Origin of the sequence: Candidatus Avoscillospira sp. LCP25S3_F1 (assembly GCF_052117125.1) — a bacterium.
GTDB lineage: Bacteria > Bacillota > Clostridia > Oscillospirales > Oscillospiraceae > Avoscillospira_A.
The window spans coordinates 72,349-97,834 of the sequence record NZ_JBQKJT010000009.1; the positions used below are offsets into that span (position 1 = coordinate 72,349).

Here is a 25,486-nt window from a genome sequence, read left to right on the forward strand (position 1 = left end):
AATACACATTCCGCAACGACCGTTCAGAATATGACGGTGGAACAAACCCGCATAGGCTTCAACGCACCGCGAAAACAGGCAAAAATAGACGGCACTAAAGATTTTTGTGCAGTAGCTTCGGTTGTCCCGCAGGGGCAAAAAAATGGTACCTCGCTGATTTTTGTATGGAAAAAATCAATCCCCTGTCCCGCATAGGCGCGGGACAGGGGTGCTGTCAATACATCAAATCTTTTTGAGCGCGTCCGAAGATTAGTCGACCAGCTTCTTGAACTCGTCAGCCACGAACTGGACCTTGGGGCCAATGATGACCTGAACGGAGGTCTTGCCGGGACGGATGACACCGGCGGCGCCGGAGGACTTGATCTTCTTCTCATCCACCAGCAGGCGATCCTTGACCTCCAGGCGCAGGCGGGTGATGCAGTTGTCGACAGAAGCCACGTTGGCAGCGCCGCCGACACCCTCCAGAATGATCTTTGCCATGGCAGCGTAGTCGCTGTTGCTCAGCTCGATCTTCATTTCGGCAGCGGAGTCGTCATCCTCACGACCAGGAGTCTTGAGGTCGAACTTGGTGATCATAAAGCGGAACACCACGTAGTAGATGACAAAGAAGACCAGGCCGATGGGAATCAGCAGAATGGGGTTCAGGGCAAAGGGCGCCTTGAAAGACAGGAACCAGTCAACGAAGCCGGCGCTGAACTGGAAGCCGGCGCGGATGGGCAGAGCGGCCACAACGGCAACGGAAATGCCGGTCAGCACAGCGTGGGCGAAATACAGGCCGGGGGCCAGGAACATGAAGGAGAACTCCAGGGGCTCGGTGACGCCGGTGAAGAAGGAGCAGAGAGCGGCGGACATCAGGATGCCGGCAGCGATCTTCTTGTTCTTGGTCTTGGCGGTGTGGTACATGGCGAGAGCAGCGCCGGGCAGGCCGAACATCATGACGGGGAAGAAGCCGGCCTGATACATACCGGTCTGACCCAGGACACCGCCGTCCAGGATGCCCCAGAAGCGGTTGATGTCGGAGATGTTGGCCACGTTGAACCAGAACACGCTGTTCAGAGCGTGGTGCAGGCCGACGGGGATCAGCAGACGGTTGAAGAAGCCATAGATACCGGCGCCGACGGCATCCAGGGAGATGATGGCCTCACCAAAGCCTACCAGAGCGGTGTAGACGATGGGCCATACAAAATACAGGGGGATGCAGGCGATCAGCGTCACGACAACAGTCATGATGGGAACGAACCGACGGCCGGCGAAGAAGCCAAGGAAGTCGGGCATTTCCGTCTTATAGAACTTGTTGTAGCAGCCGGCGGAGATCAGACCGCAGAGGATGCCGATGAACTGGTTGTTGATCTTGCTGAAAGCAGCGGGGACTTCTTCAGCGGGAACACCCATGATGGTGCTGACCACAGCCACACCCAGCATGGTCTGAACGGTCAGCCAGGAGATGATAGCGGCCAGACCGGCGGTACCGTGCTGATCCTTGGACATGCCGATGGCAACGCCCAGGGCGAACAGGATGGCCATGTTGTCGATGAGGATGCCGCCGGATTTGATCAGCAGCAGGGCCAGCAGGTTGTTGGCGCCCCAGCCAGAAGGGTCGATCCAGTAACCAATACCCATGAGCAGGCCGCCGATGGGCAGGCACGCTACGGGCAGCATCAGGGATTTACCGAGACGCTGTAAAAAACGCATCATAATAATATTGCTCCTCTCTCTTACATTGGGCCGTGGGCAGGGAACTGCCCGTCGGCAATGGATGGGAAACCGGTGCCTATCCCGGTCCCCCGCGAATGCTCAAAAAGAAATGGATTGGAAGCAAGCCTTAGAGATTTTCCTTGAGGAAGGATTCCATGGACGCGGCAGCGGCGTCCTCATTTTCGCCCTCACAGGTAATGGTCAGGGTATCGCCCTGTTTGGCGCCCAGCTTCATGAGGCCCATGATGCGCTTGGCGTCCACCGTCTGGTCCTTGCAGGTCAGGTTGACGGCACAGGCGCCGCAAGCACCGGCGGCCTTGGCCAGCAGTCCGGCGGGACGGGCGTGGAGACCCAGGGGGTCCTGGATGACGTGGGTAATGGTTTTCATTGGGAAACAACCTCGCTTTCAGAGATGGCTTTACGGATTTTCAGCACCTGGGCCGGGGAGACGGAGAGCTCGTCGTAGCCCATGGTCATCAACGGATTGGTCATGGTGGCGTCGGCGGCCAATTCACCGCAGATACCGCACCAGATTCCGGCAGCATGGGCGCTGTCGGCAATGCGCTGCAAGAGCCAAAGCAGGGCCGGATGCTTGGGGTCACAGTAGCGGCCCAGGGCGCTGTTTTGCCGGTCGGCGGCCAGGGTGTACTGGGTCAGGTCGTTGGTGCCGATGCTGAAGAAGTCCACCTCGTGGGCCAGGGTGTCGCTGATGATGGCGGCGGCGGGCGTCTCGATCATAACGCCCAGAGGCACTTCACCGATGGAGACGCCTTCGGCGGTCAGTTCCTCCCGGATGGTCCGGCACAGGGCCTTGACCTCCTGGACCTCCCACAGGGAAGCGATCATAGGGAACATGATGCTGACGGGACCGTGGGCGCTGGCCCGGTAGATGGCCCGCAGCTGGGTCCGGAACAGCTCCGGACGGCTCAGACACAGACGCACGCCGCGAAGGCCCAGGGCGGGATTTTCTTCGGCGTCCAGCTGGAAATAGTCGGCCTGCTTGTCGGCGCCGATGTCCAGAGTGCGGACGATGACGGGACGGCCCTGCAAGCCCTCCACCACCTGGCGGTAAGCTATGTACAGCTCCTCCTCAGTGGGATAGCTGTCGCGGCCCAGATACAGGAACTCACTGCGCAGCAAACCCACGCCTTCACCGTCGTTTTTCAGCACCAGCTCCACATCGTCGGGGCTGCCGATGTTGGTGTAGAGCTTGACCCTGCGGCCCTTGGCCGTCCGGGTCTCCTTGCCGCGGTAGGCTTCCAGCGCCGCCTTGGCGGCCTGGGCTTCGGTTTGCTTGGCAGTCATCTCCGCCAGAGTGGCCTCGTCGGGCCGGATGTAGCACTGGCCGGTGAAGCCGTCCACAATAACGGTGTCGCCCGGATGGACAGCCGACAGATCGATGTCGGCGGCTACCAGGGAGGGAATGCCCATGGTCCGGGCCAGAATGGCCGTGTGGCTGTTGGCAGAACCCTTACGGGTCACAAAGGCCAGAATCTTGTCTTTGGGCAGCTGCACCGTCTCCGAAGGCGTCAGGTCTTCGGCCAGCAGCACGCCGGGAACCTCCATGGTCATGGTGGAGGAGAAGCCACAGAGGATCTCCACCACCCGGCGGGACACGTCCCGGACGTCGGTGGCCCGGGCCTTCATGTACTCATCGTCCATGGAGGCGAACACCTCGGCAAATTCCTCGCCGGTCTCCTGGACGGCGTGGGCAGCGCTGTCGCCGCCGTCAATGCGGCCCTCAATGGCCTCCACATAATCCAAATCTTCCAGCATCATGATCTGGACATCCAGAATCATGGCGTGTTCCTGGCCCAAACGGGCGGCGGTCTCCTCCAGCAGCGTCTGGAGCTGGGCCTGGGCCTGGGCTTTGGCGTCGGTGAAACGCTGCCGCTCCTCGGCGGCGGAGCCCCAGGAAGCGGGCAGCTCCAGCTTGGCCGTCTCATGGACGAAGGCCGGTCCGATGGCAACGCCGGGAAATACCGGCAAGCCTGTTCCCTGTATCATGGTGTCCGTCCCTCCCATGCTCAGCCGTCAATGGTCAGCAGGGGATCGCCGGCAGAGACGGCGCCGAGATGGGCCTGCAAAATGGGGAAGCGGTCGGAGTTGCACAGAACGATGGGGGTGATGAGGTCATAGCCCTCGGCGGCGATGGCTTCCCGGTCAAAGGAGATCAGGGGCTGGCCCCGCTTGACGGTGTCGCCGGTCTTGGCATGGGTGGTGTAGTGCTTGCCCTTGAGCTGCACGGTCTCGAGACCCACATGAATCAGGATTTCCATGCCGTTGCTGCTGATGAGGCTGACGGCATGGCCCGTGTCGAACATCATATCCACCTTGCCGTCGCAGGGGGCCACGATCTGGCCTCCGGTGGGACGGATGGCGATGCCCTTGCCCAGAATCTCCTGGCTGAAGGTGGGGTCGTTGACCTCCTGCAGGGCGACGGCGGTACCGGTCACAGGGGCGGTGATCACGGGGTGTTCGGACTGGGGTTTGTGGAAAAGTTTGTCGAAGATACCCATTTTGGTATTACCTCATTTCGTCGGATGAATTCGATGGAGATTGATGGCCAGATATGCTTTTTGCTGCTGTGTCAGCTTCTGACCGCTGGCCTGCTCCAGGTTTTCGGTCAGGACTCCGGCCCAGTGGTATTCCAGCGGCAGGGCCGCGGCCACAGAGTCAAAAAAGGGATTGTCGGACACCGTCTCCTCGTAGTGGGAGAAGAGGCTCAGCGCCAGGAATTTCAGGTGAATGAGAAATTCATTGAAATAGATGGATGTCTCATCCAGATCAAATTCGGCGGAGGTGCGCAGGAGCTGCACCATCTCGCCCAGGGCCTGGGTCACCTGCATGGTGATGCCGAAGGAGGTGACGTACTCGGCGTTGACCAGATGCAGCGCAATGGAAGCGGCTTCGTCCTCCGGCAGCTGGACCTGAAAGCGGCGGGCGATTTCGGACACGGCATAGGAGCCTACGCCGTATTCCCGGGGATAGAACAGCCGCACCTCCGTGTGGAGGGCGTTGGTAAACGCCATGCCGTTTTTCACCCGTTCAATGGCGAAGCAGATGTGATCGCAGAGGGTGTAGCAGACGCTTTCGTTGAGGGAGTGGCCCAGAACATGACAGGCGTATGGGATCAACTCTGTGCAGAACTCCACCTGCCGCCGGGGCAGTCGGGAGAGCAGTTCCTTGAACCGCTCCAGATTGGCCTCGTCGGTGATGGAGAAGATCTTCTCCACCTGGTCCTGGCCGATGGTCTGCCCGGCTTTGCGTCCAAAGCCCAGGCCGCGGCCCATGAGAATGTGTTCCCGGCCCTGGGGGTCGAGACAGCTGACGATGTTGTTGTTGATGGTCTTCAAGATTTGGAATTCCAAAGTAGATCGCCTCCCAATCTCCCGCGGAGAAAGAAAAAAACCAGGCCCCGCCCATGGTGATCCTGAACGCAAATGCCCATGGCAATGCCTGATCATCCTTTTTGGCGAGTCCCGGTTTTGCCCGCTTGCGCGGTAACAATCCAAGCTTCTGTTCAAATATTACAAAGAAATGGAAACGTTGTCAATCGCTTTGGGAAAGGTTTCACAAATTTAGAACGAATCACAAATTAACTGTAAATAAATTGTTAAGATTGACTAAATTTGATGGTAACAATTAGGAAAAACTATATCGAAGCAATGCTTTAGCCTGTGGAATGATCGCTCCGCCTCTGACACAGGCACAAAGTCCGGGCCGCAGGAAGCGGCCCGGGCATGTTGTGCGTTTAGGAATTGGTATGAGAGTGGCAGCCGCAGCAGCTGGACTCGCTCCCGGTTTTGGAGTGACTGCAGCAGCCGGAGCAGCCGATGCATGGGGCGTGATTCTTTTTGGCCCGGTACACATAGCGTGCTGCCGCAATCAAAATGACCGCCAGTATGGCAATGATCATCACATCTGTCATAAAAATCTACCGCCTTTCATAGCTGTCTAAAATGATGCTTTGGCGCCCAGGGCGTATTCCCGTACCAGGTCCCGGTCGGCTTTTCTGCACAGGTACACGACGATGGCGGCCATAAGCAGCACGGCGATGAGGCCGGGGAGGAATGCCACGCCCATGGAACCGGTGGTGATGAGCGTACCGATCTGATAGACCAGGAACGCCACAGTGTAGCCGGTGGCCAGCTGCAATCCGATGCCGCCCCACAGCCATTTGGCGCTCTTCATTTCGGAGTTCATGGCGCCGATGGCGGCGAAGCAGGGGGGCGTGTACAGGTTGAACATCAAATAGGCCAGGGCAGCCACCTTGGTGATGGCAATGATACCGGCAATTTCCGCGCCGGAACCTTCCATCATGGCCAGTTCGTCGGTGTCAATGAGGTTCTGCAACCCCACAAAGCAGACGGCCAGGGTGCCCACCACGTTTTCCTTGGCGATGAAGCCGGTGACGGCGGCGGCGGCCAGCTGCCAGGAGAGAACGCCCACAATGGGCACCAGCAGGTAAGCGAAAGGACCGGCGATGGAAGCCAGAATGGAACGGTCAGCGGATTCTGCCACCTGGAAACTCCAGTTGAAGGTCTGCATGATATGGACCGCCGTGTTGCACAGGAGAATGATGGTAGCGGCCTTTACGATGTAGGCCCAGCCCCGGGCGCACATGGCCTTGAAGGCAAAGAGCAGGGAAGGGGTCTTGTATTCGGGCAGTTCGATGATGAAGAAGGACTTGCGGTTCTTGTAGCCGGTGATTTTGTTGACCAGCAGCGCGCCCAGGAAGATCAGGACGATGCCGGAGCAGTACATGGTGAAGCTGACCCAACCGGCGTCATCGAAGAACGCACCGGCGAACAGGGCAATGACGGGAATTTTTGCGCCGCAGGGCATAAAGGGGGTCAACATGGCGGTGGCGCGGCGCTCGCGCTCATTGCGGATGGTGCGGCTGGCCATGACACCGGGGATGGCGCAGCCGGTGCCGATGACAAAGGGAATGACTGACTTGCCGGAGAGACCGACCTTTTTAAAGATGGGGTCCAGCACCACCGAGACGCGGGACATGTAGCCGCAGTCCTCCAGCAGGGCGATGAGGAAGTACATGATCATAACCAGGGGGAGGAAACCCACCACGGCGCCCACACCGCCGATGATACCATCGGCCAGCAGGGCTGTCAGCAAGGGATTGGCGTCGGCCAGCAGTTCACTGACGTGGCCCTGGAAGGAGTTGATCCGGCCCACCAGGGTGTCGGCGATCCAGGGGCCAACCCAGGTCTGGGAAATCTGGAACACCAGGAACATGACCAGCGCAAAAATGGGGATGCCCAGCCAGCGGTTGGTGAGGATATTGTCGAGTTTGTCCTGGGAGTTTTTCTGCCGGGTCAGGACCTTGCGGGTCTCCACGTCCTTGACAATGCCGTTGACAAAGGCAAAGCGTTGGCGGTCCGCCTGCTCCACGGCGTGCTTGTCGGTCAAATCCACATTCCCCTGGGAATAGGGCGCTTTCTGCTTTTTTCCGGCCAGGGAGGCGGCCACGGTCACCAGGTCGAGAAGACCGTCGGCGGTGGTGGAAACGGTTTCCACCACAGGGCAGCCCAGCTGCTGAGACAGCTTTTCCACATCGATTTTCGTTCCCTTTTTGCTGTTGATGTCGCTTTTGTTGAGGGCCACCACCAAGGGGATGCCCAGCTCCAGCAGCTGGGTGGTGAAGAACAGACTGCGGCTCAGATTGGTGGCGTCCACAATGTTGATGATGGCGTCGGGATGCTCATTCTTGACATAGCTGCTGGTGATGCTCTCTTCCGAGGTGAAGGGAGACATGGAATACGCGCCGGGCAAGTCCACGGCAAGGAGTTCCTGACCGCTTCGGCGGTACTGGGATTTGATGGGGCTTTCCTTTTTGTCCACGGTGACGCCGGCCCAGTTGCCCACCTTTTCGTTGCGCCCAGTCAGGGCGTTGTACATGGTGGTCTTGCCGCTGTTGGGGTTGCCTGCCAATGCAATTCTCATAGACAATTCCTCTTTTCTGCTGGTATTTGATAGGGGGAACGGTTTATAGTTAACCGCCGCTAACTTTAGTGGTGTTTTTTTGGCGCCGCCCGCAGACGGCACCGAAGAAAAAACAGTTATTGGACTTCAATGGCCGACGCCAGATCCCGGTCAATGGTGTACCGGCCGTCCTTGATGGAGATGACACAGCCGCCTTTCAGATGCGAGATGACGGTGACGGGTTCGCCGCTATAGCAGCCCAGGGAGAAGAGAAAGGCATCCAGTTCAGGATCGTCGGTGACAATCTGCCGGACAATATACTCCTGTCCCTCTGCGGCACGGGTCAAATTCATAGGAAACACCGCCTTTCGTTTGGTTAGTGTTCATTAACTGTGAGTTATGGTACCATAACCGGTGTGTGGTGTCAATAGGGCGGCGAAAAAAAGTTTGATTCAACTAACTCAAAAAATATTGTCACCTTTTGCCGTCTTTGTCCATCTATAGAACAGAGACAACGAAGATTGGATGGAAGAACCGGATGGCATTCAGCAGTTTGGAATTTGTATTTCTGTTTTTACCGGCCATGCTGGCCGCCTATTATATCACGCCAGCCAAAGTCCGGGGCGTGACGATGCTCCTGGGCAGCTTGTGTTTCTACTGGTGGGGGGTGCGGAGCAACCCATGGATGATGGGCCTGCTGCTGGGATTGTTGGCCTGGACGTATGGAGCCGCTGTGATCATGGCCTGGCATAGGGCCTGGGCCGGAACGCTCCTGGCCCTCTCCTGGATGGTTCTGTTTGGAACGCTGCTCTTCTTTAAATATATGGGCCTGTTTACGGAATCGCCTCTGCCGCTGCCCTTGGGCATCAGCTTCTATACCTTTACCATGGCGGCGTATCTGGCGGACGTGGCCAGAAGAAAAGGCCCCGCCGACTGGAACCCTCTGCGGGTTGCCAACGGCATTCTGCTGTTTCCCAAACTGCTGTCAGGTCCCATCACGCCTCTGACGGCGGTCCGGCGGCCTTGCTGCCGCATGAGCAACTTCAACCTGGGACTGCGGGAGTTTATCTGGGGTCTGGGCCTGAAATTGCTGCTGGCGGATCAGTTGGGCGGCCTGTGGCGGCAGTTGGGCAATATCGGCTATGAAAGTGTATCGGCTCCGCTGGCCTGGCTGGGTCTGGCGGCGTTTTCTCTACAGCTGTACTTCGATTTCTACGGCTATTCCAAGATGGCTGTGGGCGTGGGCCATATGCTGGGCTATCATTTGCCGGAGAATTTCGACCACCCCTACGCGGCCCGGACCATGACCGATTTTTGGAGACGATGGCACATCACACTGGGCGCCTGGTTCCGGGAGTATATCTATATTCCACTGGGCGGCAGCCGGTGCGGCAATAGGCAGCTTACCCGGAATCTGCTCATCGTCTGGCTTTGCACAGCTCTGTGGCACGGCTCCACAATCAACTATCTCCTTTGGGGCCTGTCGCTGTTCGGGCTGATTGTGCTGGAAAAACGCTGGACCGGCGCATTTCTGCGGCGCCACGGCATTTTGTGCCGGTTCTATCTGATTCCGGCCTGTCTGCTGACCTGGATGCTGTTTGCCATTCCAAATCTGCACCAGCTGTGGACCTTTGCCGGACGGCTTTTGACGGAATATTCCTGGAGCGCCCCGGATTTCCAGCGGCATCTGCAACAGTACGGCGGGTATCTGCTGGTGGGCAGTTTGCTGGCGACGCCCTATCCCGAGCGCCTGTGGCGGCGGCTTCAGCGAACGGCCTTCGGAACGGTTGTGCTGGTGATCGCTTTCTGGGCGGCAGCCTATGTCATGGCGGCGGGCCAGAACGATCCATTCCTCTATTTCAGCTTTTAGGAGGTGCCCATTTTGCGTACAAGACACCCTTTAACGCTGTTGGCTGTGCTGCTGGTCTCCTCGGCGATGATGGCCGCCATCGGCATGGCGATCCGCTGCACCGTTGGCAGAGAGGTGCGGCAGCTGCAATCCGGCCCGGCGGTGGCCGTGCCGCTGATGGTCCTGGCGGACCCGACGCTGCTGCGCGTACCAAAGGTGACGCCGCCGGTGAACGACACGGAAACATTAGCCAAACCCAAGGAGACGCCGTCAGGCAGCCGCATTCCATCCATCGCCCCGACGCCGGAGGTGCACACTGATGCAGACCAGTTGGAAGTCCAGACAGAAGAACCGCCGGCGGTCACCTTCGGCCCTGTGGAGGACAGTTATTTTGACGATGTACTGTTCATTGGGGATTCCCGCACCGTGGGTCTGAGTCAGTATGGCCGCCTGGGGCAGGCCGATTACTTTGCCGACGTGGGGCTGACGGTGTTCAACCTGTGGGACAAGGCCCTGTCGGATACAAATTTGGAACAGCAGACATTGGAGACCTTACTTTCCAACCGGTCGTATGGTAAGATATATGTAATGTTGGGCATCAATGAGCTGGGCTATCCCATGGACAGTCTGTTGCGCCAATATCAATCCACCGTGTCCACCATCCAAAAGTTACAGCCCCAGGCAGACCTGCTGCTGTGCGCCAATCTGCATGTGACCCGGACGGCGTCGGCGGGGACTTCCTGGCTGACCATGGAGAATCTGTGCCGCCTGGAGGCGGAGATCAAAGCCATGACAGATGGGGAGCACAGCTTCTATCTGGATGCCAACCCGGTATTTTGCGACGCGGAGGGCTATTTAAAAGACGACATGACCGGCGACGGGGTCCACCCTTACGCCGCCGGGTATACGCTCTGGGCCGACTGGCTCCGGGAGCACGGAATCATCAGAAATGAGGAAACAACTGTTGGAGGAGATCAAGTGGTTCACAGCCCAGGTGCAGGCCTGTGAACCGGCCATGTACCGACTGGCCATGAGCATTCTGAGCAACGGCGACGACGCTGCCGACGCCGCCCAGGAAACCATCTGCATCGCCTATGAAAAGCTCCATACCCTGCGGCGGCGGGACCGGTTCAAACCGTGGATTCTGCGCATTCTGACCAATGAGTGTTACACCATCCTGCGACAGCGGCAGCGTTTTTTGGAGTCCGACGCCTTGCCGGAGCCGGAGGCCCCGGTCCTCAGTGAGGAGCATCAGGATTTGTGGCAGGCGGTCTGCGACCTCAGCGAGCAGCTGCGGTCCGTGGTGGTGCTGTATTATTATGAGGGATTTTCGGCCCGGGAAATCGGGTCCATCCTGCGCATATCGGAAGCCAATGTGAAAACGAGACTGTCCCGGGCGCGCAAGCGCCTGCGGGAACTGTTGGAGGGATGAATATGGGATTTGACGAGGAACTGAAACGGCGTGCCGAAGCCGAAGGCGACGGCGTGCCGGAGGGATTTTCCCGCCGGGTCCGGGAGACGCTGGACAATCTGCCGTCCAGGCCGTCCCACCGCGGTACTTGGCGGCATCTGCTGGGAGCGGGTCTGGCGGCGGCGGTGGCCGTGACGGTGGCCCTGCCCAACACCAGCGCCGCCATGGCCGAGACGCTGGGCGCGCTGCCGGTGGTGGGCGAACTGTTCCAGGCCGTGACCTTCCGCACCTATTCAGTGGAGGAGGGCAAGAATCATGTGTCCATCGACGTGCCGCAGATTCTCGATGAGACCGACAGCGCGGGAGCGGAAGCCATTAACGATCAGGTGGAGACGTACACCGACCAGCTCATCGCCGAATTTGAAAGCCAGGCCCAGGCCGACGGCTATTTCAATCTGGATGTGACCTGGGCGGTGGTGACCAATACGGAGCATTGGTTTACCCTGCGGATTTCCACCGACTGCGTCATGGCCTCCGGCAATCATCAGGAGCAGCACTACCACATTGACGTGGCCACGGGAGAGCAGAAGACGCTGTCGGACCTGTTCCCGTCGGATTACGACTATGTGACCGCCATCAGCGATGAATTAAAAGTGCAGATGGCCCAGCGCATGGCGGACAATCCCGGCGAATCCTACTGGCTGGAGGGCGTCAATGAACTGGGGACGTGGTATTTTGACGCCATCGACCCGGAACAGGATTTTTACTTCAACGGGGACGGGAAGATTGTCATTCCCTTTGACAAGTACGAGGTGGGCCCCGGTACCACCGGCAGCCCGGAGTTTACCCTGGAGAACCCGGACCTGTACGAACACCTGCTGTACCGGCCATAAAGGCGACACCGCATTTTAAACCTGTGGCACTGTTTAAAAAAATTTTTTTAAAACAGTGAACGGTTTTGCTGCCCTCCGTCGTATTTAAGGTGAAACCACAAAAAAACAACGGAGGGATTTTTTATGAAACGAATGATCACTATGTTTTTTGCAGTCCTGATGGTGGCCGGATTGGCGACCACCGCTATGGCTCGGGGTGGCCACGCTCGAGGCGGCAATTATGTGGATGCCAACGGCGACGGAGTCTGCGATTACTACGGCACCGGTGTAAGCCGGTACCATGTGGACGCCAACGGTGACGGTGTGTGCGACTATTATGGCACCGGTGTTGGTCACTACTATGTGGATGCCGATGGCGACGGTGTGTGCGACAACTACGGCACGGGTACCGGTCGGTACTATGTGGATGCCAACGGTGACGGTGTCTGTGACAATTACGGCACTGGTGCCGGCTGCCACCGGGGAGGCTGCTGGGCATAAGGTAAAACGGGGAAAGAGGCGGTTCCATGGAACGGGAACAGGCCGTGCAGGCGGCGGTGGAGCGGTATGGCTCCACAGTTCGACGGCTCTGCATGGTGTATTTGAAAAATGAGGCGGACACAGAGGACATTTTCCAGACGGTCTTCCTCCAATACTTCCTCCATGGGACCGGTCTTTCCAACGGGGAGCAGGAGCGGGCGTGGATTATCCGCGTCACCATCAATGCCTGCAAAGATCTGCTGAAAAGCGCCTTTCGGCGGCGGACCGTGCCACTGGAGACGGCTTTGAATGAGGCCGCCGTCTACGACCCCCAGCACCGAGAGGTGCTGGAGGCCGTTCTGTCGTTGCCGTCCAAGTACCGGGAGGTGGTGTACCTCCACTACTACGAGGGCTACACGGCGGCGGAGATGGGGACGATTTTACACAAGAATGAAAACTCCGTCTATACGCTGCTGCGCCGTGCCAGGGAGCAGTTGAAACGGAAGCTGGAAGGGGAGGAGGACGGCCATGGATGAGCGTATGATATTTGAAGCGTTCGACGCAGTTCAGGCCGACGAGGCGCTGAAAGCCCGGACTGTGGCTGCTGTCACGCAAGAGCTGTCGGCCCGCCGCAGGACCGCCCATCCGGTGCGCCGCTGGGCGGCGGCAGCGACCTGTGCCCTGGTGATTCTGGGAGGCCTGGGAGGCTACCAGGTTTACGCCACTCCCACGGCCACGGTGCGCATTGATCTGCCGGAGACGGTGGAGTTGGAGGTCAACCGGTTCGGCCGGGTGGTTTCCGCCACGGGTACGGAAGCAGACATTTACCATCAGACCTATGATGAGGCGCTGACCGCCATCTTTGCGGAGTGTCCCATGGAAAACGTGGCAGTTGCCGTGGACGGCGATCCGGGACAGTGCGCCGCCATTTCCGATGCGGTGGAGCGCTGTTCCGGCGGTAAGGCCTACTGCCACGGATGGGGCAATGCGGCGGACGACGGCAGCAGCGCCGATGGGACCTACGACGATAGCGGGACCACAGGGGGCCACAACAACGGCCACAATGGAGGCGGCCAGCAGCACCGCCACGGGCAGGACTGGTGATGCCTTGCATCTTCGGCGGAGCTGTGGTATACTATAAAAAACAAATCGTGCATACACATATAATCCTGCTGATCTGGCGCGGGAGTCTCTACAAAGCCGCCCAAGGCTTTCCTATGTGTGTCCGACAGGGTAGAAGTATGCCTGTCGGGCGCACATTTTGTTTTTCATCAAAAAGGAGGGCTACACAATGATCCTGCGAGGAACCATCGTAACGACTACAGAACTGGGAAAACTGACCTGTCTGCCCGGAGGCTGCCTGCGGCTGGATGAACAGGGCGCCGTTTTGGACTGTCTGCCGGAATTGCCCGGGGGCAAGGAGCCGGTGACGGATTATGGAGACCGGCTGATTCTGCAATCCTTCTCCGACCTGCATCTCCATGGTCCCCAGTTTCCCCAGGTGGGCATGGGCATGGATTTGCCCTTGCTGGACTGGCTCAACACCTATACATTCCCACTGGAAGCACAGTTTGCGGACCTGAAATACGCCCGGTCGGTCTATGAGCGACTGGCAAAGGCGCTGATTGACGGGGGTACCACCCGGGTGGCCATGTTTTCCTCGCTCCATACAGACGCCACGCTGGTGCTGATGGAGGAGCTGGAACGGGCCGGTGTCACGGGCTATGTGGGCAAGGTCAACATGGACCGCAACGGCGGTGTCAACCTCCAGGAGACAACAGAGGAATCAAAGCGGGAAACGCTGCGGTGGCTGGATGGCTGCCAACAATTCCAGCATATCCGGCCCATTTTGACGCCTCGCTTTACGCCGTCCTGCACCGATGCGCTGATGGCGTGGCTGGGCGGACTGGCTCGGGAGCGGGGCCTGCCGGTCCAGTCCCACCTGAGCGAAAACGACGCGGAAATCGCCTGGGTCCGGGAGCTGCACCCCGATTGCGCCCAGTATTGGGAGACATACCACAAGTACGGCCTGTGGGGTCCCCGAACGCTGATGGCGCACTGTGTCCACAGCGACCGCCGGGAGCGGACGGCCATGCGGGACCACGGCGTGACGGTGGTCCACTGTGCCGATTCCAATTTGAACCTGTGCAGCGGCACAGCTCCGGTGCGCCAGCTGCTGCAAGAGGGCGTGAGCGTGGCCCTGGGTTCGGATATCGCCGGCGGCGCACAGCTGTTTATGCCCCAGGTCATTACAGCCTCCATCCGGGCCTCCAAAATCCGGGCGATGACCCATGGCGACGCGCCCCTGTCGGCGGCGGAAGGATATTATCTGGGGACCACGGCGGGACAGCAGTTCTTCGGCGCGGCCCCCGGCTTCGGTGTGGGAGAAAAACTCCACGCTGTGGTGGTGGATGACAGCCGCTTTGCTATGGACCCGAAGCGGACGCCGGAGGAACGGCTGGAGCGGGCGTTATATCAGATGGAACCGGCGGATATTGTGGCCGTCTGGTCCGACGGCAGAAAAGTCAAATAACCGGAATACAAACGTAAAGTTTTATTCGGTTTTGAAAAAATCGTAAATGGCCAGCAAAATCCCCGTGCCGCCCACAGGGTGAAATTTTCCATCGATTCAAGCGCCATCCACAGATGGTGCAATTCCAGACCAAAGGACAAGGCCCCCGGCGCCACCCCATGATGGGGTGGACGCCGGGGGCCGTTTGTGTGTCTGCAATCATTCAAAGGTATAGCGGATACCGAAGCGCCGCAACAGCAGGTCCGACAACGCCTGTTTGTTGTCTGCATGAATTTCCGTCACCGCATCGCCGTCCCGCTCCGTCAGCGTATTATCTGTCAGGGCCAGAGAGCCGGTTCTGGTCCGCAAGTTGATAATGCGGTGCTGGGCAAAGAGGGAATCGGGATGGCGGGCACAGTAGAAGCTGTAGGGGACGAAATAGCTGGCAGGCTGCCGCTGATCGGGAAATTCAAAGACCCGCTCGGCCACACCCTGACTGGTAAGACGGCTGACGGCGTACCAGCCGCTGCCCAGGGATTCTCCCCAGAAGGTTTCGCCGTTTTTCTCCCGCCGCCCGTCCAGGGGTACGGCGAAGGAGGGCTGCGGACCGCCGTAGCCCACGTCGCAGTAATACCGCTGTCCGTCCAGCTGCACCAGGACGCCCCGGTGGAGCATGGGCGGAATGAAATCCTTACCACGGACAATGCGGCATGTCACCGACCAGGCATCAAAGCCCAGCGTCTGCAACAGCGCTTCCAGAAGAGCGTTGAGTTCGAAGCAGAAGCCGCCGCGGCCCTGTACGATGATTTTGTCAAACATGGCCGGAATTTCCAGAGACGGCTCCTGATGCTCCTCAAAGCACTGGAGATTCTCAAAGGGAATCCGGCACTGATGGGACAACAGAACCTGATCCAGGGTTTCCAGGCACACCGGCAGGGGAGCGGTCAGGCCCAGACGGTCCAGATAGGCGTTGACATCGGGGATAGGGGCGTACAGGGCTTCGTACATAATAGCGGTTCCTTCTTTCTTTCAATCCGATTCCGTGACTGTTTCCAAAGTGGCTTCATACAGGGCGTTTTTGGCAAGCCCCAGGGCCTTGGCCGCCTGCTTGACCGCGTCTTTGTGGCGCATACCCTCGGCCATGAGCTGTCGGACCCGCTCCACCCCCATGTCCACGGTGACCTCTGGTTCGGCGGGGACTGTCGCGCCCTCCAGCACCAGAACGTACTCGCCCCGAGGCGGCTGGGTCTCATAATAGGCCATGGCCTCCCCCAAAGTCATGCGCAGGATTTCCTCGTGGAGCTTGGACAGCTCCCGGCACAGGGAAATGCGCCGGTCGGGGCCGAAGCAGTCCGCCAGATCTGCCAGCGTCTGGCACAGCTTGTGGGGCGCTTCATAGAACACCATGGTCCGCGTCTCGCCCCGCAGCTGTTCCAGATGGCTGCGGCGGCTTTTTTTGTTGGTGGAGAGGAACCCTTCAAAGGTAAACCGGCCGGTGGGCAGTCCCGAAACGGCCAGGGCCGTGATGACGGCGCAGGGGCCGGGGATAGCGCAGACGGTGATACCCGCCTGGGCGCAGAGGGCCACCAAATCCTCGCCGGGGTCGGAGATGGCAGGGGTACCGGCATCGGTGACAAGGGCGCAGGTTTCGCCTGCCAGAAGCCGTTGGACAATGCGGGGGCCGCTCTCGGCCCAGTTGTGCTCAAAATAGCTGACCAGGGGCTTTTTCAAGCCCAGATGGTTCAGCAGCTTTAAAGACACCCGGGTGTCCTCGGCGGCGATGAAATCGGCTTGGGACAGGGTTTCCCGAATGCGGTCGGACAGGTCTCCCAGGTTGCCGATGGGCGTGGGGACCAGATATAACATACCGGACATGGTACAGTTCTCCTTTGCAGGTCACAGATGGTAAATGGCGGCGCAGTCGGCAGTGGGGGAGCCGTCGTCCCGGTACAGGACCAGTTCCGGCTCCCAGCGGAGTCCCGGTTTGCCGCCGGATAACGCTTCCACCAGAACGACGCTGACGGGACTGCCGGAACGGTGGCGCACCAGCTGCATACGCTTCGGTTCCAGTTTGGCGCTCCGCAGCGCGCAGAACAGATCACAGAGGGCTTCGGGCCGGTACACCAGGGAAAAGCGGCCGCCGGTGGACAAGAGCCAGGCGGCGGCTTGAGACAGGTCCTCCGCCGTACAGTGGCCCTGGGACCGGGCGGCGGCTTTGGCAGTCTCCGGCGCGGTCCGGGACCCGGCGGGGAAATAGGGGGGATTGGATACCACAGCGGTAAAACCGTTGGCGGGCAGCAGATTCCGGATGTCCCGCAGATCGCCATGGCGCACGGTCATGCGCGCCTGTAATCCGTTGCGGGCAATGTTTCGGGCCGTCAGGTCCACAGCGGTCTCCTGCAACTCCAAACCGGTCACGGCGCAGTCGTCCCGTTTGCCGCAGAGCAGCAGACCCAGCGTGCCGCCGCCGCAGCCCAGGTCGCAGACCCGCTCCCGCCGTCCCAGGCGTACGAAGTGGGCCAGGGCCATGGAGTCGGTGGTCAGGGGAAAAACAGCGTCGGCAGTTTCCATGGTGATACCGCCCCACAGAGTTTCCGCCATGACCATCCCTCCTGTGTCAGAATAGATATAGTGTACCATACGGCGGCACAAATGCAAAGGTATAAAATTCCTCCCATAGGGAAAACTCTCCATGGATTATGAAGGAAGCAGGTGCAGCCTTATGAGAGTAGTCGATCAATTTTGTGTCAATCTGGTGGAAAAGGCCGCCACCATGGAACCGGTCATCGGCCGGGAACGGGAAATCGAAACCGTATTGCAAATCCTCTGCCGCAAGCAGAAGAACAACCCGGCCCTCATCGGTGAGCCCGGCGTGGGCAAGACGGCCATTGTGGAGGGACTGGCCCAGCGTCTGGCCCTGGGACAGGTGCCGGAGATTCTGCGGGGCAAGCGGCTCATGTCGCTGGATATGGCCAGCATCATTGCCGGTACCAAATACCGGGGCGAGTTTGAAGAGCGCATCCGGGATTTGATCGCTGAAATGCGCCGGGTGGGCAATGTGATTCTCTTTATTGATGAACTCCATACCATCGTGGGGGCCGGCGCCGCCGAAGGGGCCATTGACGCCTCCAATCTGTTGAAGCCCGCCTTGGGCCGCGGGGAGATTCAGGTCATCGGCGCCACTACACTGGAGGAGTACCGCAAACACATCGAGAAGGATGCGGCACTGGACCGGCGGTTCCGGCAGGTGCCGGTGCCGGAACCCACCAGGGAGGAGGCCCGGCAGATTCTCCAGGGCCTGCGGCCGGGCCTGGAGAAGCACCACCGCATTGAGATCACCGATGAAGCCATCGCTGCGGCGGTGGACCTGTCGTGCCGGTATCTGACCGAGCGATTTCTGCCGGACAAGGCCGTGGACCTGTTGGACGAGGCGGCGGCGCGGACGAAGCTCCTGGGGCACCGGCGGCCGGACCCGTCTGTGATGGCCGAACGGCAGATCAGCAAGGAGCTGGACGCCGCCATCCGGGAGAAACGGTTCGAGCGGGCGGCGGAGCTGCGGGACCGGCTTCAGGCCATTGTCCGGCCCTTGCAGGCGTTGACCCGGCCCCGGCGGGTCACGGCGGAGGATCTGGCGGAAACCGTATCGGCCCGAACCGGCATTCCCCTGGGACAGATCAGCGGCGGAGAGCGCCAACGGCTCCTGATGCTGGAAACGACGCTGAAGGAGCGGGTCGTGGGGCAGGACCAGGCGGTGGAATCCGTGGCCCGTGCCATCCGGCGGGGCCGGGCGGGTCTTGCCGACCAGCGGCGGCCCCTGGCGTCGCTGCTGTTCATGGGTCCCACCGGCGTGGGCAAGACGGAATTGTGCAAGGCGTTGGCAGCGGCGGTTTACGGCAGCAGCGACGCCATGATCCGCCTGGATATGAGCGAGTATATGGAGAAGCACAGCGTCTCCCGCCTGGTGGGCGCGCCTCCCGGATATGTAGGCCACGGGGAGGGCGGCGAACTGACGGAGAAGGTCCGCCGGAAGCCCTATGCCCTGATCCTGCTGGACGAGTTGGAAAAGGCCCATCGGGATGTGTGCAACATTCTGCTGCAAATCATGGAGGACGGCGTGTTGACGGACACCCTGGGCCGGACGGTGGACTTTAAAAACACCACCATCGTCATGACCTCCAACCTGGGCGGTGAGGAACAGCACCGGGGCGGTCTGGGATTTCAGCCGTCCAGCCGGGAGGAGCGGGTGCAGAACTGTCTCCGGGCCCACTTTCCGGCGGAGTTTTTGGGCCGTATCGACTGTGTGGCGCAGTTCCGGCCCCTGGATGAAACAGCCCTGACGGGCATTGCGGAAAAACTCCTGGAGGACACGGCCAGCCGGGCTCGTGCCCGCGGTACCCAGGTGCGTCTGGCCAACGGCGCGGCGGCCTGCCTGGCCCGCGGCTGTCTGGGCCGGGAGGGAGGAGCCCGCGCCCTGCGCCACGCCATCCAGCGACAGGTGGAGGACCCGCTGGCGGACCTGCTGCTGCGGGAGGGCAGCCGGGCGGTGGAGGTGGCCCCCGACGGCGACCGGGCCTTGCAGGTAGTCCCGACCCGTTGACTTTTTTCGGTGGAACGCGGTGGTAAACGCCACCGCGTTCCACTTTGCTCCATAATCGAACATATGTTCAAAAATTGGAAAATATCGAAAAAAACGACCCAAAATCCCAAATTTTTCATCACAAAAATTCTGTATGGGGATTGCAAAATGTGTTTTAGCGCTGTATATTATAGTTGAGTGGAGCAAAGTGGAAGAAAAATGATAAAGATAGGAAGAAGTGTGGAGGAGGTGGAACGATGTTCGGCAAGTACAAGCACGCGGTGGACCCCAAAGGCCGATTGTTCGTTCCAGCCAAGCTCCGGGAGGAGCTTGGCGACGCCTTCTATGTGACACTGGGACTGGATCACTGTCTGTCGGTGTACACCGAGGAGGGGTGGCAGGCCATTGTGGACCGTTATAACGCCCTGCCCATTTCCCAGTCCCGCAAGATGCGCTTTCTCTTTGCCAATGCGGCCAAGTGCGAACCGGACAAGCAGGGCCGGTTCTCCCTGCCCGCCGAGCTGCGGCAGTATGCCGGACTGGGACAGGACGTGACATTTATCGGCCAGGGCGGCCACGCGGAGATTTGGGATTCTGCCGCCTATGAAGCCCTGGAGCAGGAGACGCTGACGCCGGAGAATCTGGCGGCAGCCATGGAGGAGCTTGGATTCTGATATGGAATTTCATCATATTTCCGTTTTGCTGGACGAATGCATTGACGCGCTGCACATCCGGCCCGACGGCATCTATCTGGACGGAACCCTGGGCGGTGCGGGCCATTCCAGTCAAATCGCCCAGCGGCTGACCACGGGCCGGCTCATCAGCGTGGATCGAGACCCGGTGGCCTTGCAGGTGGCCCGGGAGCGGCTGGCCCCCTGGATGGATCGGGTGACGCTGGTCCATAGCAACTTCCGGGAAATCGACCGCATCCTGGACGATCTGCACATCGACAAGGTGGATGGGATGCTGTTTGACCTGGGGGTGTCTTCGCCCCAGCTGGATGACGGCGCGCGGGGCTTTTCCTATATGGCCGACGCGCCGCTGGATATGCGCATGGACGGCGGCGACAGCCTGACGGCCTGGGAAGTGGTCAACCACTGGCCGCGGGAGGAACTGCGGCGGATTCTCTTTGAGTACGGTGAAGAACGCTACGCGCCCCTGATTGCCGCAGCCATCGAGCGGCGGCGGGGAGAAAAACCCATCGATACCACGTTGGAGCTGGTGGACGTCATCAAAAGCGCCATGCCGGGCCAGGCGCTGCGGGAAAAGCAGCACCCGGCCAAGCGCAGCTTTCAGGCCATTCGCATCGCCGTCAACGACGAATTGAACGCCGTGGGCGACATGATGCAGGCGGCCATCCCCCGGTTGAATCCCGGCGGACGGCTGGCGGTGATCACGTTCCACTCCCTGGAGGACCGGATTGTGAAGAACGCCATGGCGGCGGCGGCCAAGGGCTGTACCTGCCCGCCGGATTTCCCGGTGTGCGTCTGCGGCCATACGCCCCAGGTGCGGGTGGTGACCCGCAAACCCATCGTCTCCGGCGCGGAAGAGCTGGAGCGCAATCCACGGGCCCGCAGCGCAAAGCTCCGGGTGGCGGAAAAACTGTAATCTATAATAGAAAGGAATGGATGTCAAATGGCGCAGAAGCGAATCGACAGACAACAGGCATTTCGGACCAACGGCGCGGCAGCCTATGACGTCCATGCCTATGAGACGGCGCTTCCCAAGCGGAAGCCAACCCAGCTGCCGGAGGAACGGCAAGCTCCCGGCAGAGTCCGACAAAAGGTGGTTCGGGCCCGGCTGCCGGTGATGCCCGGCGTGGTCCTGGGCTTCCTGGCCATCTCTGTGATGGTGGCCCTGGTGATTTTCACCCAGGCGGATCTGTATGAGGCCACCTCCCAGGCCAGCGCCCTCACTACACAGCTGGCAGAAGTGGCCCACGACAATGAGATGCTCCAGACGGAGTATGAGAGCAAAATCGACATGGACGCCATTGAGAAACGGGCCATGGAGCTGGGCATGGTCCAGCCATCGGCCAATCAGACGGTGTATCTGGACCTGACCGGCACCGACCGGGGAGAGGTATTGCAGCAGGACAGCGGCAGTGACACCTCGTTCTTCCAGAAACTGGTGGACGGTGTGGCGCGATTGGTGGCATATCTCCAGTAACCGCCATCATATAAGTATGGTGCGGGACGCCGTTGGGCGACGCATCAGATCAGAGGAACACGGACGGCGGAGCTTTCCGTCCGTCCGTGTTTGAGCATTCGGAACAGAAAGGCACGGAGCAACATGGCAGACAAAAACCGCAAGTGGAAGCAGACCCATCAGAACCCCGGACAGCGGGCCAGCCAGGGGGTTTTGCGCCGGACCATGGGAATCACCCTTTTGGTGGCGTTGGCGTTTGTGCCCCTGATCTGGACGCTGTTTCAGCTGATGATTCTGGATCATGACAAGTATGAGCAGATGGCCATTGCCAACCAGACCCGCAGCACCTCCCTGTCTGCGGAACGGGGTGTGATCTACGACCGCAATATGAACATTTTGGCCAAGTCGGTGACGGTGGAGAACGTCTTTATCGACCCCAACCAGATCGCTACGGAGCAGCAGAACCTGAACCTCATTGCGTCGGGTCTGGCGGAGATTCTGGATGTGGAGGAGAGCTTTGTCTATGAACAGGCTGCCGACACCAAAATGCGGTATAAGATCATTCGCCGAAAAATTGACGCGGACCTGGCTCAAGAGGTCCGGAACTTTATCAACGAAAACAAGGTCAAAGGCATCTACCTGGAGCCGGACACCAAACGGTCCTACCCCTACGGTACCCTGTGTGCCCAGGTTTTAGGCTTTACCCGGCAGGATAACGTGGGAGCCAACGGCCTGGAGGCCTACTACGACAACTATCTGCAAGGCACCGCCGGTGAGATCATTACCACCAAGGGCAATCTGGGTACGGAGATGCTCTATAACTATGAAAAGTATTATGATGCCGCCGATGGAAACAGTTTGGTCTTGACCATCGATGCCACGGTGCAGTATTATCTTGAGAAGAACCTGCAAACGGCCATTGAAAAGTATGATGTGCTCAACGGTGCGTTCGGTATCGTGGCCGACGTCAACACCGGCGAGATTTTGGGCATGGCCACCATGGGTACATACGATCCCAATGACTACCAGAAAATCTACGACGAGAAGACGGCGGCGGAGCTCAATGATCTGTATCAGGCTGCCCAGGGATATCGCAAAGAGAGCCCGGAATATGAAGCGGCCATGAATGCCTATTTGGATGCCGTGGAAGCCGCACAGCTGGCCCAGTGGCGAAACCGGGCGGTATCCGACGGCTATGAGCCCGGCTCCACCTTCAAACTCATTACACTGGCTTCGGCCCTGGAGGAAGGGGCCGTCACCCTGGACGATACCTTCTACTGCGACGGCGCCCATGATTTTGCAGGCCGTGAACAGACGCTGCACTGCTGGAAGGATGAGGGCCACGGCACCCAGACTACCAGTCAGGCATTGGAAAATTCTTGTAATATTGCGTTTGCCAATATCGGTCTTGCATTGGGCGGCACAAACCTTTATGATTATGTAAGAGACTTCGGTCTGCTCAGCAAGACGGGCATTGATCTGCCCGGCGAGGCTTCGGGATACTTCTATGGCCGCGACGAGTTGGAATCCACCGTGGCGGGCGGCATCAGTAATACCATTTCCGCCTCCTTCGGCCAGACCTTCAAGGTCACTCCCATTCAGCTGGTGCGGGCCATTTCCGCCGTGGTCAACGGCGGCTATGTGCTGGAGCCCTATGTGGTCAGCGAGGTTCTGGACGATGAGGGCAATCTGGTCGAGAAGAACGAGCGGACCGTCATTCGTCAGGTTATCAGCGAGGAGACCTCCAAGACCATGTGCCAGCTCATGGGCAACGTGGTGGAAATCGGCACGGCGCAGAATGCCCAGGTGGCCGGTTACAGCATTGGCGGCAAGACCGGCACCTCGGAAAAGATCGACGTCTTTGACGAAAACGGCAAACCCGTCGAGGATAAGATCGTGTCGTTCGTGGGTGTGGGTCCCATCGACGATCCCCAATATGTGGTCCTGGTGGCACTGGATACGCCTTCCACCGCCACGGGCCTCTATATCTCCGGCGGCATCATGGCTGCCCCCACGGTCCGCGACGTGTTCACCGATATTCTGCCCTATCTGGGCGTGGAGCCCAACTATAACGACGACGACATTGAGAGAATCGCCGTCACCGTACCCAATGTGCGCAATATGACCGAGAGTGATGCTGCCGAGACCCTGAAAAAGCGGAGTCTGACCTACCGCACCGTGGGCGACGGCAACACGGTTACCGACATGATTCCCGCCGCCGGATCCGAGGTACCCGGTGCTTCGGAGGTTATCCTCTACATGGGCGAGGAGAAGCCGACGGACCTGGTGACGGTACCCGACTTCACGGGCCTTACCGTGGCCCAGGCCAACGATACAGCGGCCTACCGGGGATTGTATATTCTGGCCAAGGGTACCGACCAGAACAACAACGCCGTCAGCGTCACCTATCAGGATGTGGAGGCCGGCACGGAAGTACCGCGCGGCACCACCATCACCGTGGAATTCACCAACCACAGCGCACAGGATTAGTGCCGGAGCCGTGGCTTCGGCGGAAAAGGAGAGACTTCCATGAAACTGTCACAAGTGCTTGCCGGACTGGAACCGCTGTCGGCCCATGCCGACGGGGATCTGGAGATCAGCGGCGTCAGCTACGACTCCCGCACCACCCGGCCCGGCGACCTGTTCGTGGCCGTCACCGGCTACGCGGTCGATGGCCATCGATTTATCCACAAAGCTGTGGAGAACGGGGCTGCGGCCATACTCTGTGAGCGGCCGCCGGAGGAGGACGTTCCCTATGTGACCGTGTCTTCCACCCGGGCCGCTCTGGCCCAGGTGGGCGCCAACTGGTTTGACCATCCGGCGGAAAAGCTGACGGTGGTAGGCGTCACCGGCACCAACGGCAAGACCACCGTGACGTATCTTTTAAAATCGGTGCTGGAACAGTGTTACGGCGCCAAGGTGGGCCTCATCGGCACCATTCAGAACATGATTGGCGACGAGGTCATCGAGACGGAGCGGACCACGCCGGAGAGCTTTGAGCTCCAGGGGCTGTTTGCCCGCATGGTGGAGGCCGGGTGCTCTCACGCCATCATGGAGGTGTCGTCCCACGCCCTGGTGCTTCATCGGGTGGATTGCATTCCCTTTGCCGTGGGCGTCTTCACCAATCTGACCGAGGACCATCTGGATTTCCATAAGACCATGGAGGAGTACGGCAAGGCAAAGGCCCAGCTGTTCCGCCGGTGCAAGGCCGGTGTCCTCAACCACGATGACCCGGCCTGGGAGATCATGGCTGACGGCGCTACCTGCACCATCCGCACCTATACGGCCCGGGGAGCCGACGCCCAGGTGTCGGCCACGGACCTGGATTTGGCATCGGACCACGTGTCCTTTACGGTCCGCAGCGGCGGACAATGTCAGGCGGTGACTCTGGGTATTCCCGGCGGCTTCACCGTCTATAACGCCTTGGCGGTCATCGGCGCGTCGCTGGAACTGGGGTTGTCCCTGCCGGAGATTGCCGCAGCGCTGACCAATGCCAGGGGCGTCAAGGGCAGGGTGGAGGTGGTGCCCACGCCGGGCAAAGACTACACCATTCTCATTGATTATGCCCATACCCCCGACGGACTGGAAAATGTCCTGCGGGCGGTACAGGGTTTCTGTAAGGGGCGGGTCATCGCCGTTTTTGGCTGCGGCGGCGACCGGGACCCTATCAAGCGTCCCATCATGGGCCGCATCGGTGTGGAGCTGTCGGACCTGGCGGTCATCACCTCCGACAATCCCCGGACCGAGGACCCCATGGCCATCATCGACCAGATTGTGGCAGGTTTCGCAGGAACGGAAAAGCCCTATGTGGTCATTGAAAACCGGCGGGAGGCCATCCGATGGGCCATGGACCACGCGGAGAAGGATGATATTGTGGTTCTCTGCGGCAAGGGCCATGAGACGTATCAGATTCTGGGCACAGAGAAGACCCATCTGGACGAGCGGGAAGAGGTAGCGGCCCATCTGGCCGGTCACTAAAGAGAGAGGGCGGGCGTGAACC

General features: G+C 59.7%; 25 protein-coding genes and 1 riboswitch. Of the genes, 14 read left to right on the forward strand and 11 right to left on the reverse strand.

The window, feature by feature from the left end:
- Positions 1-249: 249 nt before the first annotated feature.
- From nagE to ACTQ33_RS09740, 8 genes are all read right to left on the reverse strand, one after another.
- Positions 250-1,695, reverse strand: coding sequence for an N-acetylglucosamine-specific PTS transporter subunit IIBC (gene nagE, locus ACTQ33_RS09705; protein WP_441464279.1), 1,446 nt, complete (start codon positions 1,693-1,695; stop codon positions 250-252).
- Positions 1,696-1,822: 127 nt separating this feature from the next.
- A complete protein-coding gene (locus tag ACTQ33_RS09710; protein WP_441464280.1) occupies positions 1,823-2,083 on the reverse strand; it encodes an HPr family phosphocarrier protein in 261 nt (86 codons plus the stop codon).
- Positions 2,080-3,702, reverse strand: coding sequence for a phosphoenolpyruvate--protein phosphotransferase (gene ptsP, locus ACTQ33_RS09715; RefSeq protein ID WP_441464282.1), 1,623 nt, complete (start codon positions 3,700-3,702; stop codon positions 2,080-2,082). The genes ACTQ33_RS09710 and ptsP overlap by 4 nt, the downstream gene beginning before the upstream one ends.
- Positions 3,703-3,722: 20 nt before the next feature.
- Positions 3,723-4,214 (reverse strand): PTS sugar transporter subunit IIA, encoded by a 492-nt coding sequence (locus ACTQ33_RS09720; protein ID WP_441464284.1) that lies wholly within the window; start codon positions 4,212-4,214, stop codon positions 3,723-3,725.
- A gap of 12 nt (positions 4,215-4,226) precedes the next feature.
- Positions 4,227-5,066, reverse strand: a complete 840-nt coding sequence (locus tag ACTQ33_RS09725; protein WP_441464286.1) for a PRD domain-containing protein — start codon at positions 5,064-5,066, stop codon at positions 4,227-4,229.
- A gap of 383 nt (positions 5,067-5,449) precedes the next feature.
- Complete coding sequence (locus ACTQ33_RS09730; protein WP_441464288.1) at positions 5,450-5,626, reverse strand: FeoB-associated Cys-rich membrane protein; 177 nt, start codon at positions 5,624-5,626, stop codon at positions 5,450-5,452.
- 26 nt (positions 5,627-5,652) lie between these two features.
- On the reverse strand, positions 5,653-7,659 hold the full coding sequence (feoB, locus tag ACTQ33_RS09735) for a ferrous iron transporter B (protein ID WP_441464290.1): 2,007 nt from the start codon (positions 7,657-7,659) through the stop codon (positions 5,653-5,655).
- Positions 7,660-7,775: 116 nt separating this feature from the next.
- Entirely contained in the window at positions 7,776-7,991 is a 216-nt protein-coding gene (locus ACTQ33_RS09740; protein ID WP_441464291.1) for a FeoA family protein, read from the reverse strand.
- Positions 7,992-8,176: 185 nt separating this feature from the next.
- On the opposite strand from ACTQ33_RS09740, the gene ACTQ33_RS09745 reads away from it, so the two are divergent.
- The 8 genes from ACTQ33_RS09745 to ACTQ33_RS09780 all read left to right on the forward strand — a co-directional run bounded on the left by ACTQ33_RS09745 (position 8,177) and on the right by ACTQ33_RS09780 (position 14,783).
- Positions 8,177-9,508, forward strand: coding sequence for an MBOAT family O-acyltransferase (locus ACTQ33_RS09745; protein ID WP_441464293.1), 1,332 nt, complete (start codon positions 8,177-8,179; stop codon positions 9,506-9,508).
- 12 nt (positions 9,509-9,520) lie between these two features.
- Entirely contained in the window at positions 9,521-10,495 is a 975-nt protein-coding gene (locus ACTQ33_RS09750) for a GDSL-type esterase/lipase family protein (protein ID WP_441464295.1), read from the forward strand.
- Positions 10,437-10,919 carry an RNA polymerase sigma factor gene (locus ACTQ33_RS09755; RefSeq protein WP_441464297.1) on the forward strand — a complete coding sequence of 161 codons (483 nt, stop codon included), beginning with the start codon at positions 10,437-10,439 and terminating at the stop codon, positions 10,917-10,919. The genes ACTQ33_RS09750 and ACTQ33_RS09755 overlap by 59 nt, the downstream gene beginning before the upstream one ends.
- Before the next feature lie 2 nt (positions 10,920-10,921).
- The gene (locus tag ACTQ33_RS09760; RefSeq protein WP_441464298.1) at positions 10,922-11,791 is read left to right on the forward strand and encodes a DUF3298 domain-containing protein; all 870 of its coding nucleotides are present in this window, start codon (positions 10,922-10,924) and stop codon (positions 11,789-11,791) included.
- A 123-nt stretch (positions 11,792-11,914) separates the two neighbouring features.
- Complete coding sequence (locus ACTQ33_RS09765) at positions 11,915-12,271, forward strand: hypothetical protein (protein WP_441464300.1); 357 nt, start codon at positions 11,915-11,917, stop codon at positions 12,269-12,271.
- Positions 12,272-12,297: 26 nt separating this feature from the next.
- Entirely contained in the window at positions 12,298-12,786 is a 489-nt protein-coding gene (locus tag ACTQ33_RS09770) for a sigma-70 family RNA polymerase sigma factor (protein ID WP_441464301.1), read from the forward strand.
- Positions 12,779-13,354 (forward strand): hypothetical protein, encoded by a 576-nt coding sequence (locus ACTQ33_RS09775; RefSeq protein ID WP_441464303.1) that lies wholly within the window; start codon positions 12,779-12,781, stop codon positions 13,352-13,354. Before ACTQ33_RS09770 ends, ACTQ33_RS09775 begins: the two co-directional genes overlap by 8 nt.
- Before the next feature lie 35 nt (positions 13,355-13,389).
- Positions 13,390-13,488, forward strand: a riboswitch (purine riboswitch).
- 53 nt (positions 13,489-13,541) lie between these two features.
- On the forward strand, positions 13,542-14,783 hold the full coding sequence (locus ACTQ33_RS09780; RefSeq protein WP_441464304.1) for an amidohydrolase family protein: 1,242 nt from the start codon (positions 13,542-13,544) through the stop codon (positions 14,781-14,783).
- Between the two features lie 198 nt (positions 14,784-14,981).
- On the opposite strand, the gene ACTQ33_RS09785 is transcribed toward ACTQ33_RS09780, so the two are convergent.
- From ACTQ33_RS09785 to ACTQ33_RS09795, 3 genes are read right to left on the reverse strand one after another with little or no spacing between them, the layout of a single operon-like run.
- Positions 14,982-15,770 (reverse strand): arylamine N-acetyltransferase family protein, encoded by a 789-nt coding sequence (locus tag ACTQ33_RS09785; protein ID WP_441464306.1) that lies wholly within the window; start codon positions 15,768-15,770, stop codon positions 14,982-14,984.
- A gap of 21 nt (positions 15,771-15,791) precedes the next feature.
- Positions 15,792-16,637, reverse strand: coding sequence for a 16S rRNA (cytidine(1402)-2'-O)-methyltransferase (gene rsmI, locus ACTQ33_RS09790; RefSeq protein ID WP_441464308.1), 846 nt, complete (start codon positions 16,635-16,637; stop codon positions 15,792-15,794).
- 21 nt (positions 16,638-16,658) lie between these two features.
- Complete coding sequence (locus tag ACTQ33_RS09795) at positions 16,659-17,363, reverse strand: tRNA1(Val) (adenine(37)-N6)-methyltransferase (RefSeq protein WP_441464310.1); 705 nt, start codon at positions 17,361-17,363, stop codon at positions 16,659-16,661.
- 121 nt (positions 17,364-17,484) lie between these two features.
- On the opposite strand from ACTQ33_RS09795, the gene ACTQ33_RS09800 reads away from it, so the two are divergent.
- From ACTQ33_RS09800 to ACTQ33_RS09825, 6 genes are all read left to right on the forward strand, one after another.
- Positions 17,485-19,359: an ATP-dependent Clp protease ATP-binding subunit gene (locus ACTQ33_RS09800; protein ID WP_441464312.1), complete on the forward strand. Its 1,875-nt coding sequence runs from the start codon at positions 17,485-17,487 to the stop codon at positions 19,357-19,359.
- A gap of 236 nt (positions 19,360-19,595) precedes the next feature.
- On the forward strand, positions 19,596-20,012 hold the full coding sequence (gene mraZ, locus ACTQ33_RS09805) for a division/cell wall cluster transcriptional repressor MraZ (protein ID WP_441464314.1): 417 nt from the start codon (positions 19,596-19,598) through the stop codon (positions 20,010-20,012).
- A gap of 1 nt (position 20,013) precedes the next feature.
- The gene (rsmH, locus tag ACTQ33_RS09810) at positions 20,014-20,946 is read left to right on the forward strand and encodes a 16S rRNA (cytosine(1402)-N(4))-methyltransferase RsmH (protein WP_441464316.1); all 933 of its coding nucleotides are present in this window, start codon (positions 20,014-20,016) and stop codon (positions 20,944-20,946) included.
- A gap of 27 nt (positions 20,947-20,973) precedes the next feature.
- A complete protein-coding gene (locus ACTQ33_RS09815) occupies positions 20,974-21,507 on the forward strand; it encodes a hypothetical protein (RefSeq protein ID WP_441464318.1) in 534 nt (177 codons plus the stop codon).
- A gap of 123 nt (positions 21,508-21,630) precedes the next feature.
- A complete protein-coding gene (locus tag ACTQ33_RS09820; protein ID WP_441464320.1) occupies positions 21,631-23,976 on the forward strand; it encodes a penicillin-binding transpeptidase domain-containing protein in 2,346 nt (781 codons plus the stop codon).
- 39 nt (positions 23,977-24,015) lie between these two features.
- Positions 24,016-25,464, forward strand: a complete 1,449-nt coding sequence (locus ACTQ33_RS09825) for a UDP-N-acetylmuramoyl-L-alanyl-D-glutamate--2,6-diaminopimelate ligase (RefSeq protein WP_441464322.1) — start codon at positions 24,016-24,018, stop codon at positions 25,462-25,464.
- Positions 25,465-25,486: the final 22 nt, after the last annotated feature.

What these genes read in the sequence shown, in the direction of transcription:
- nagE (WP_441464279.1), bottom strand. Translation starts at nt 1,695, where the DNA reads ATGATGCGTTTTTTACAGCGTCTCGGTAAATCCCTGATGCTGCCCGTA.
- ACTQ33_RS09710 (WP_441464280.1), bottom strand. Translation starts at nt 2,083, where the DNA reads ATGAAAACCATTACCCACGTCATCCAGGACCCCCTGGGTCTCCACGCC.
- ptsP (WP_441464282.1), bottom strand. Translation starts at nt 3,702, where the DNA reads ATGATACAGGGAACAGGCTTGCCGGTATTTCCCGGCGTTGCCATCGGA.
- ACTQ33_RS09720 (WP_441464284.1), bottom strand. Translation starts at nt 4,214, where the DNA reads ATGGGTATCTTCGACAAACTTTTCCACAAACCCCAGTCCGAACACCCC.
- ACTQ33_RS09730 (WP_441464288.1), bottom strand. Translation starts at nt 5,626, where the DNA reads ATGACAGATGTGATGATCATTGCCATACTGGCGGTCATTTTGATTGCG.
- feoB (WP_441464290.1), bottom strand. Translation starts at nt 7,659, where the DNA reads ATGAGAATTGCATTGGCAGGCAACCCCAACAGCGGCAAGACCACCATG.
- ACTQ33_RS09740 (WP_441464291.1), bottom strand. Translation starts at nt 7,991, where the DNA reads ATGAATTTGACCCGTGCCGCAGAGGGACAGGAGTATATTGTCCGGCAG.
- ACTQ33_RS09745 (WP_441464293.1), top strand. Translation starts at nt 8,177, where the DNA reads ATGGCATTCAGCAGTTTGGAATTTGTATTTCTGTTTTTACCGGCCATG.
- ACTQ33_RS09755 (WP_441464297.1), top strand. Translation starts at nt 10,437, where the DNA reads ATGAGGAAACAACTGTTGGAGGAGATCAAGTGGTTCACAGCCCAGGTG.
- ACTQ33_RS09760 (WP_441464298.1), top strand. Translation starts at nt 10,922, where the DNA reads ATGGGATTTGACGAGGAACTGAAACGGCGTGCCGAAGCCGAAGGCGAC.
- ACTQ33_RS09765 (WP_441464300.1), top strand. Translation starts at nt 11,915, where the DNA reads ATGAAACGAATGATCACTATGTTTTTTGCAGTCCTGATGGTGGCCGGA.
- ACTQ33_RS09770 (WP_441464301.1), top strand. Translation starts at nt 12,298, where the DNA reads ATGGAACGGGAACAGGCCGTGCAGGCGGCGGTGGAGCGGTATGGCTCC.
- ACTQ33_RS09775 (WP_441464303.1), top strand. Translation starts at nt 12,779, where the DNA reads ATGGATGAGCGTATGATATTTGAAGCGTTCGACGCAGTTCAGGCCGAC.
- ACTQ33_RS09780 (WP_441464304.1), top strand. Translation starts at nt 13,542, where the DNA reads ATGATCCTGCGAGGAACCATCGTAACGACTACAGAACTGGGAAAACTG.
- ACTQ33_RS09785 (WP_441464306.1), bottom strand. Translation starts at nt 15,770, where the DNA reads ATGTACGAAGCCCTGTACGCCCCTATCCCCGATGTCAACGCCTATCTG.
- rsmI (WP_441464308.1), bottom strand. Translation starts at nt 16,637, where the DNA reads ATGTCCGGTATGTTATATCTGGTCCCCACGCCCATCGGCAACCTGGGA.
- ACTQ33_RS09795 (WP_441464310.1), bottom strand. Translation starts at nt 17,363, where the DNA reads ATGGCGGAAACTCTGTGGGGCGGTATCACCATGGAAACTGCCGACGCT.
- ACTQ33_RS09800 (WP_441464312.1), top strand. Translation starts at nt 17,485, where the DNA reads ATGAGAGTAGTCGATCAATTTTGTGTCAATCTGGTGGAAAAGGCCGCC.
- mraZ (WP_441464314.1), top strand. Translation starts at nt 19,596, where the DNA reads ATGTTCGGCAAGTACAAGCACGCGGTGGACCCCAAAGGCCGATTGTTC.
- rsmH (WP_441464316.1), top strand. Translation starts at nt 20,014, where the DNA reads ATGGAATTTCATCATATTTCCGTTTTGCTGGACGAATGCATTGACGCG.
- ACTQ33_RS09815 (WP_441464318.1), top strand. Translation starts at nt 20,974, where the DNA reads ATGGCGCAGAAGCGAATCGACAGACAACAGGCATTTCGGACCAACGGC.
- ACTQ33_RS09820 (WP_441464320.1), top strand. Translation starts at nt 21,631, where the DNA reads ATGGCAGACAAAAACCGCAAGTGGAAGCAGACCCATCAGAACCCCGGA.
- ACTQ33_RS09825 (WP_441464322.1), top strand. Translation starts at nt 24,016, where the DNA reads ATGAAACTGTCACAAGTGCTTGCCGGACTGGAACCGCTGTCGGCCCAT.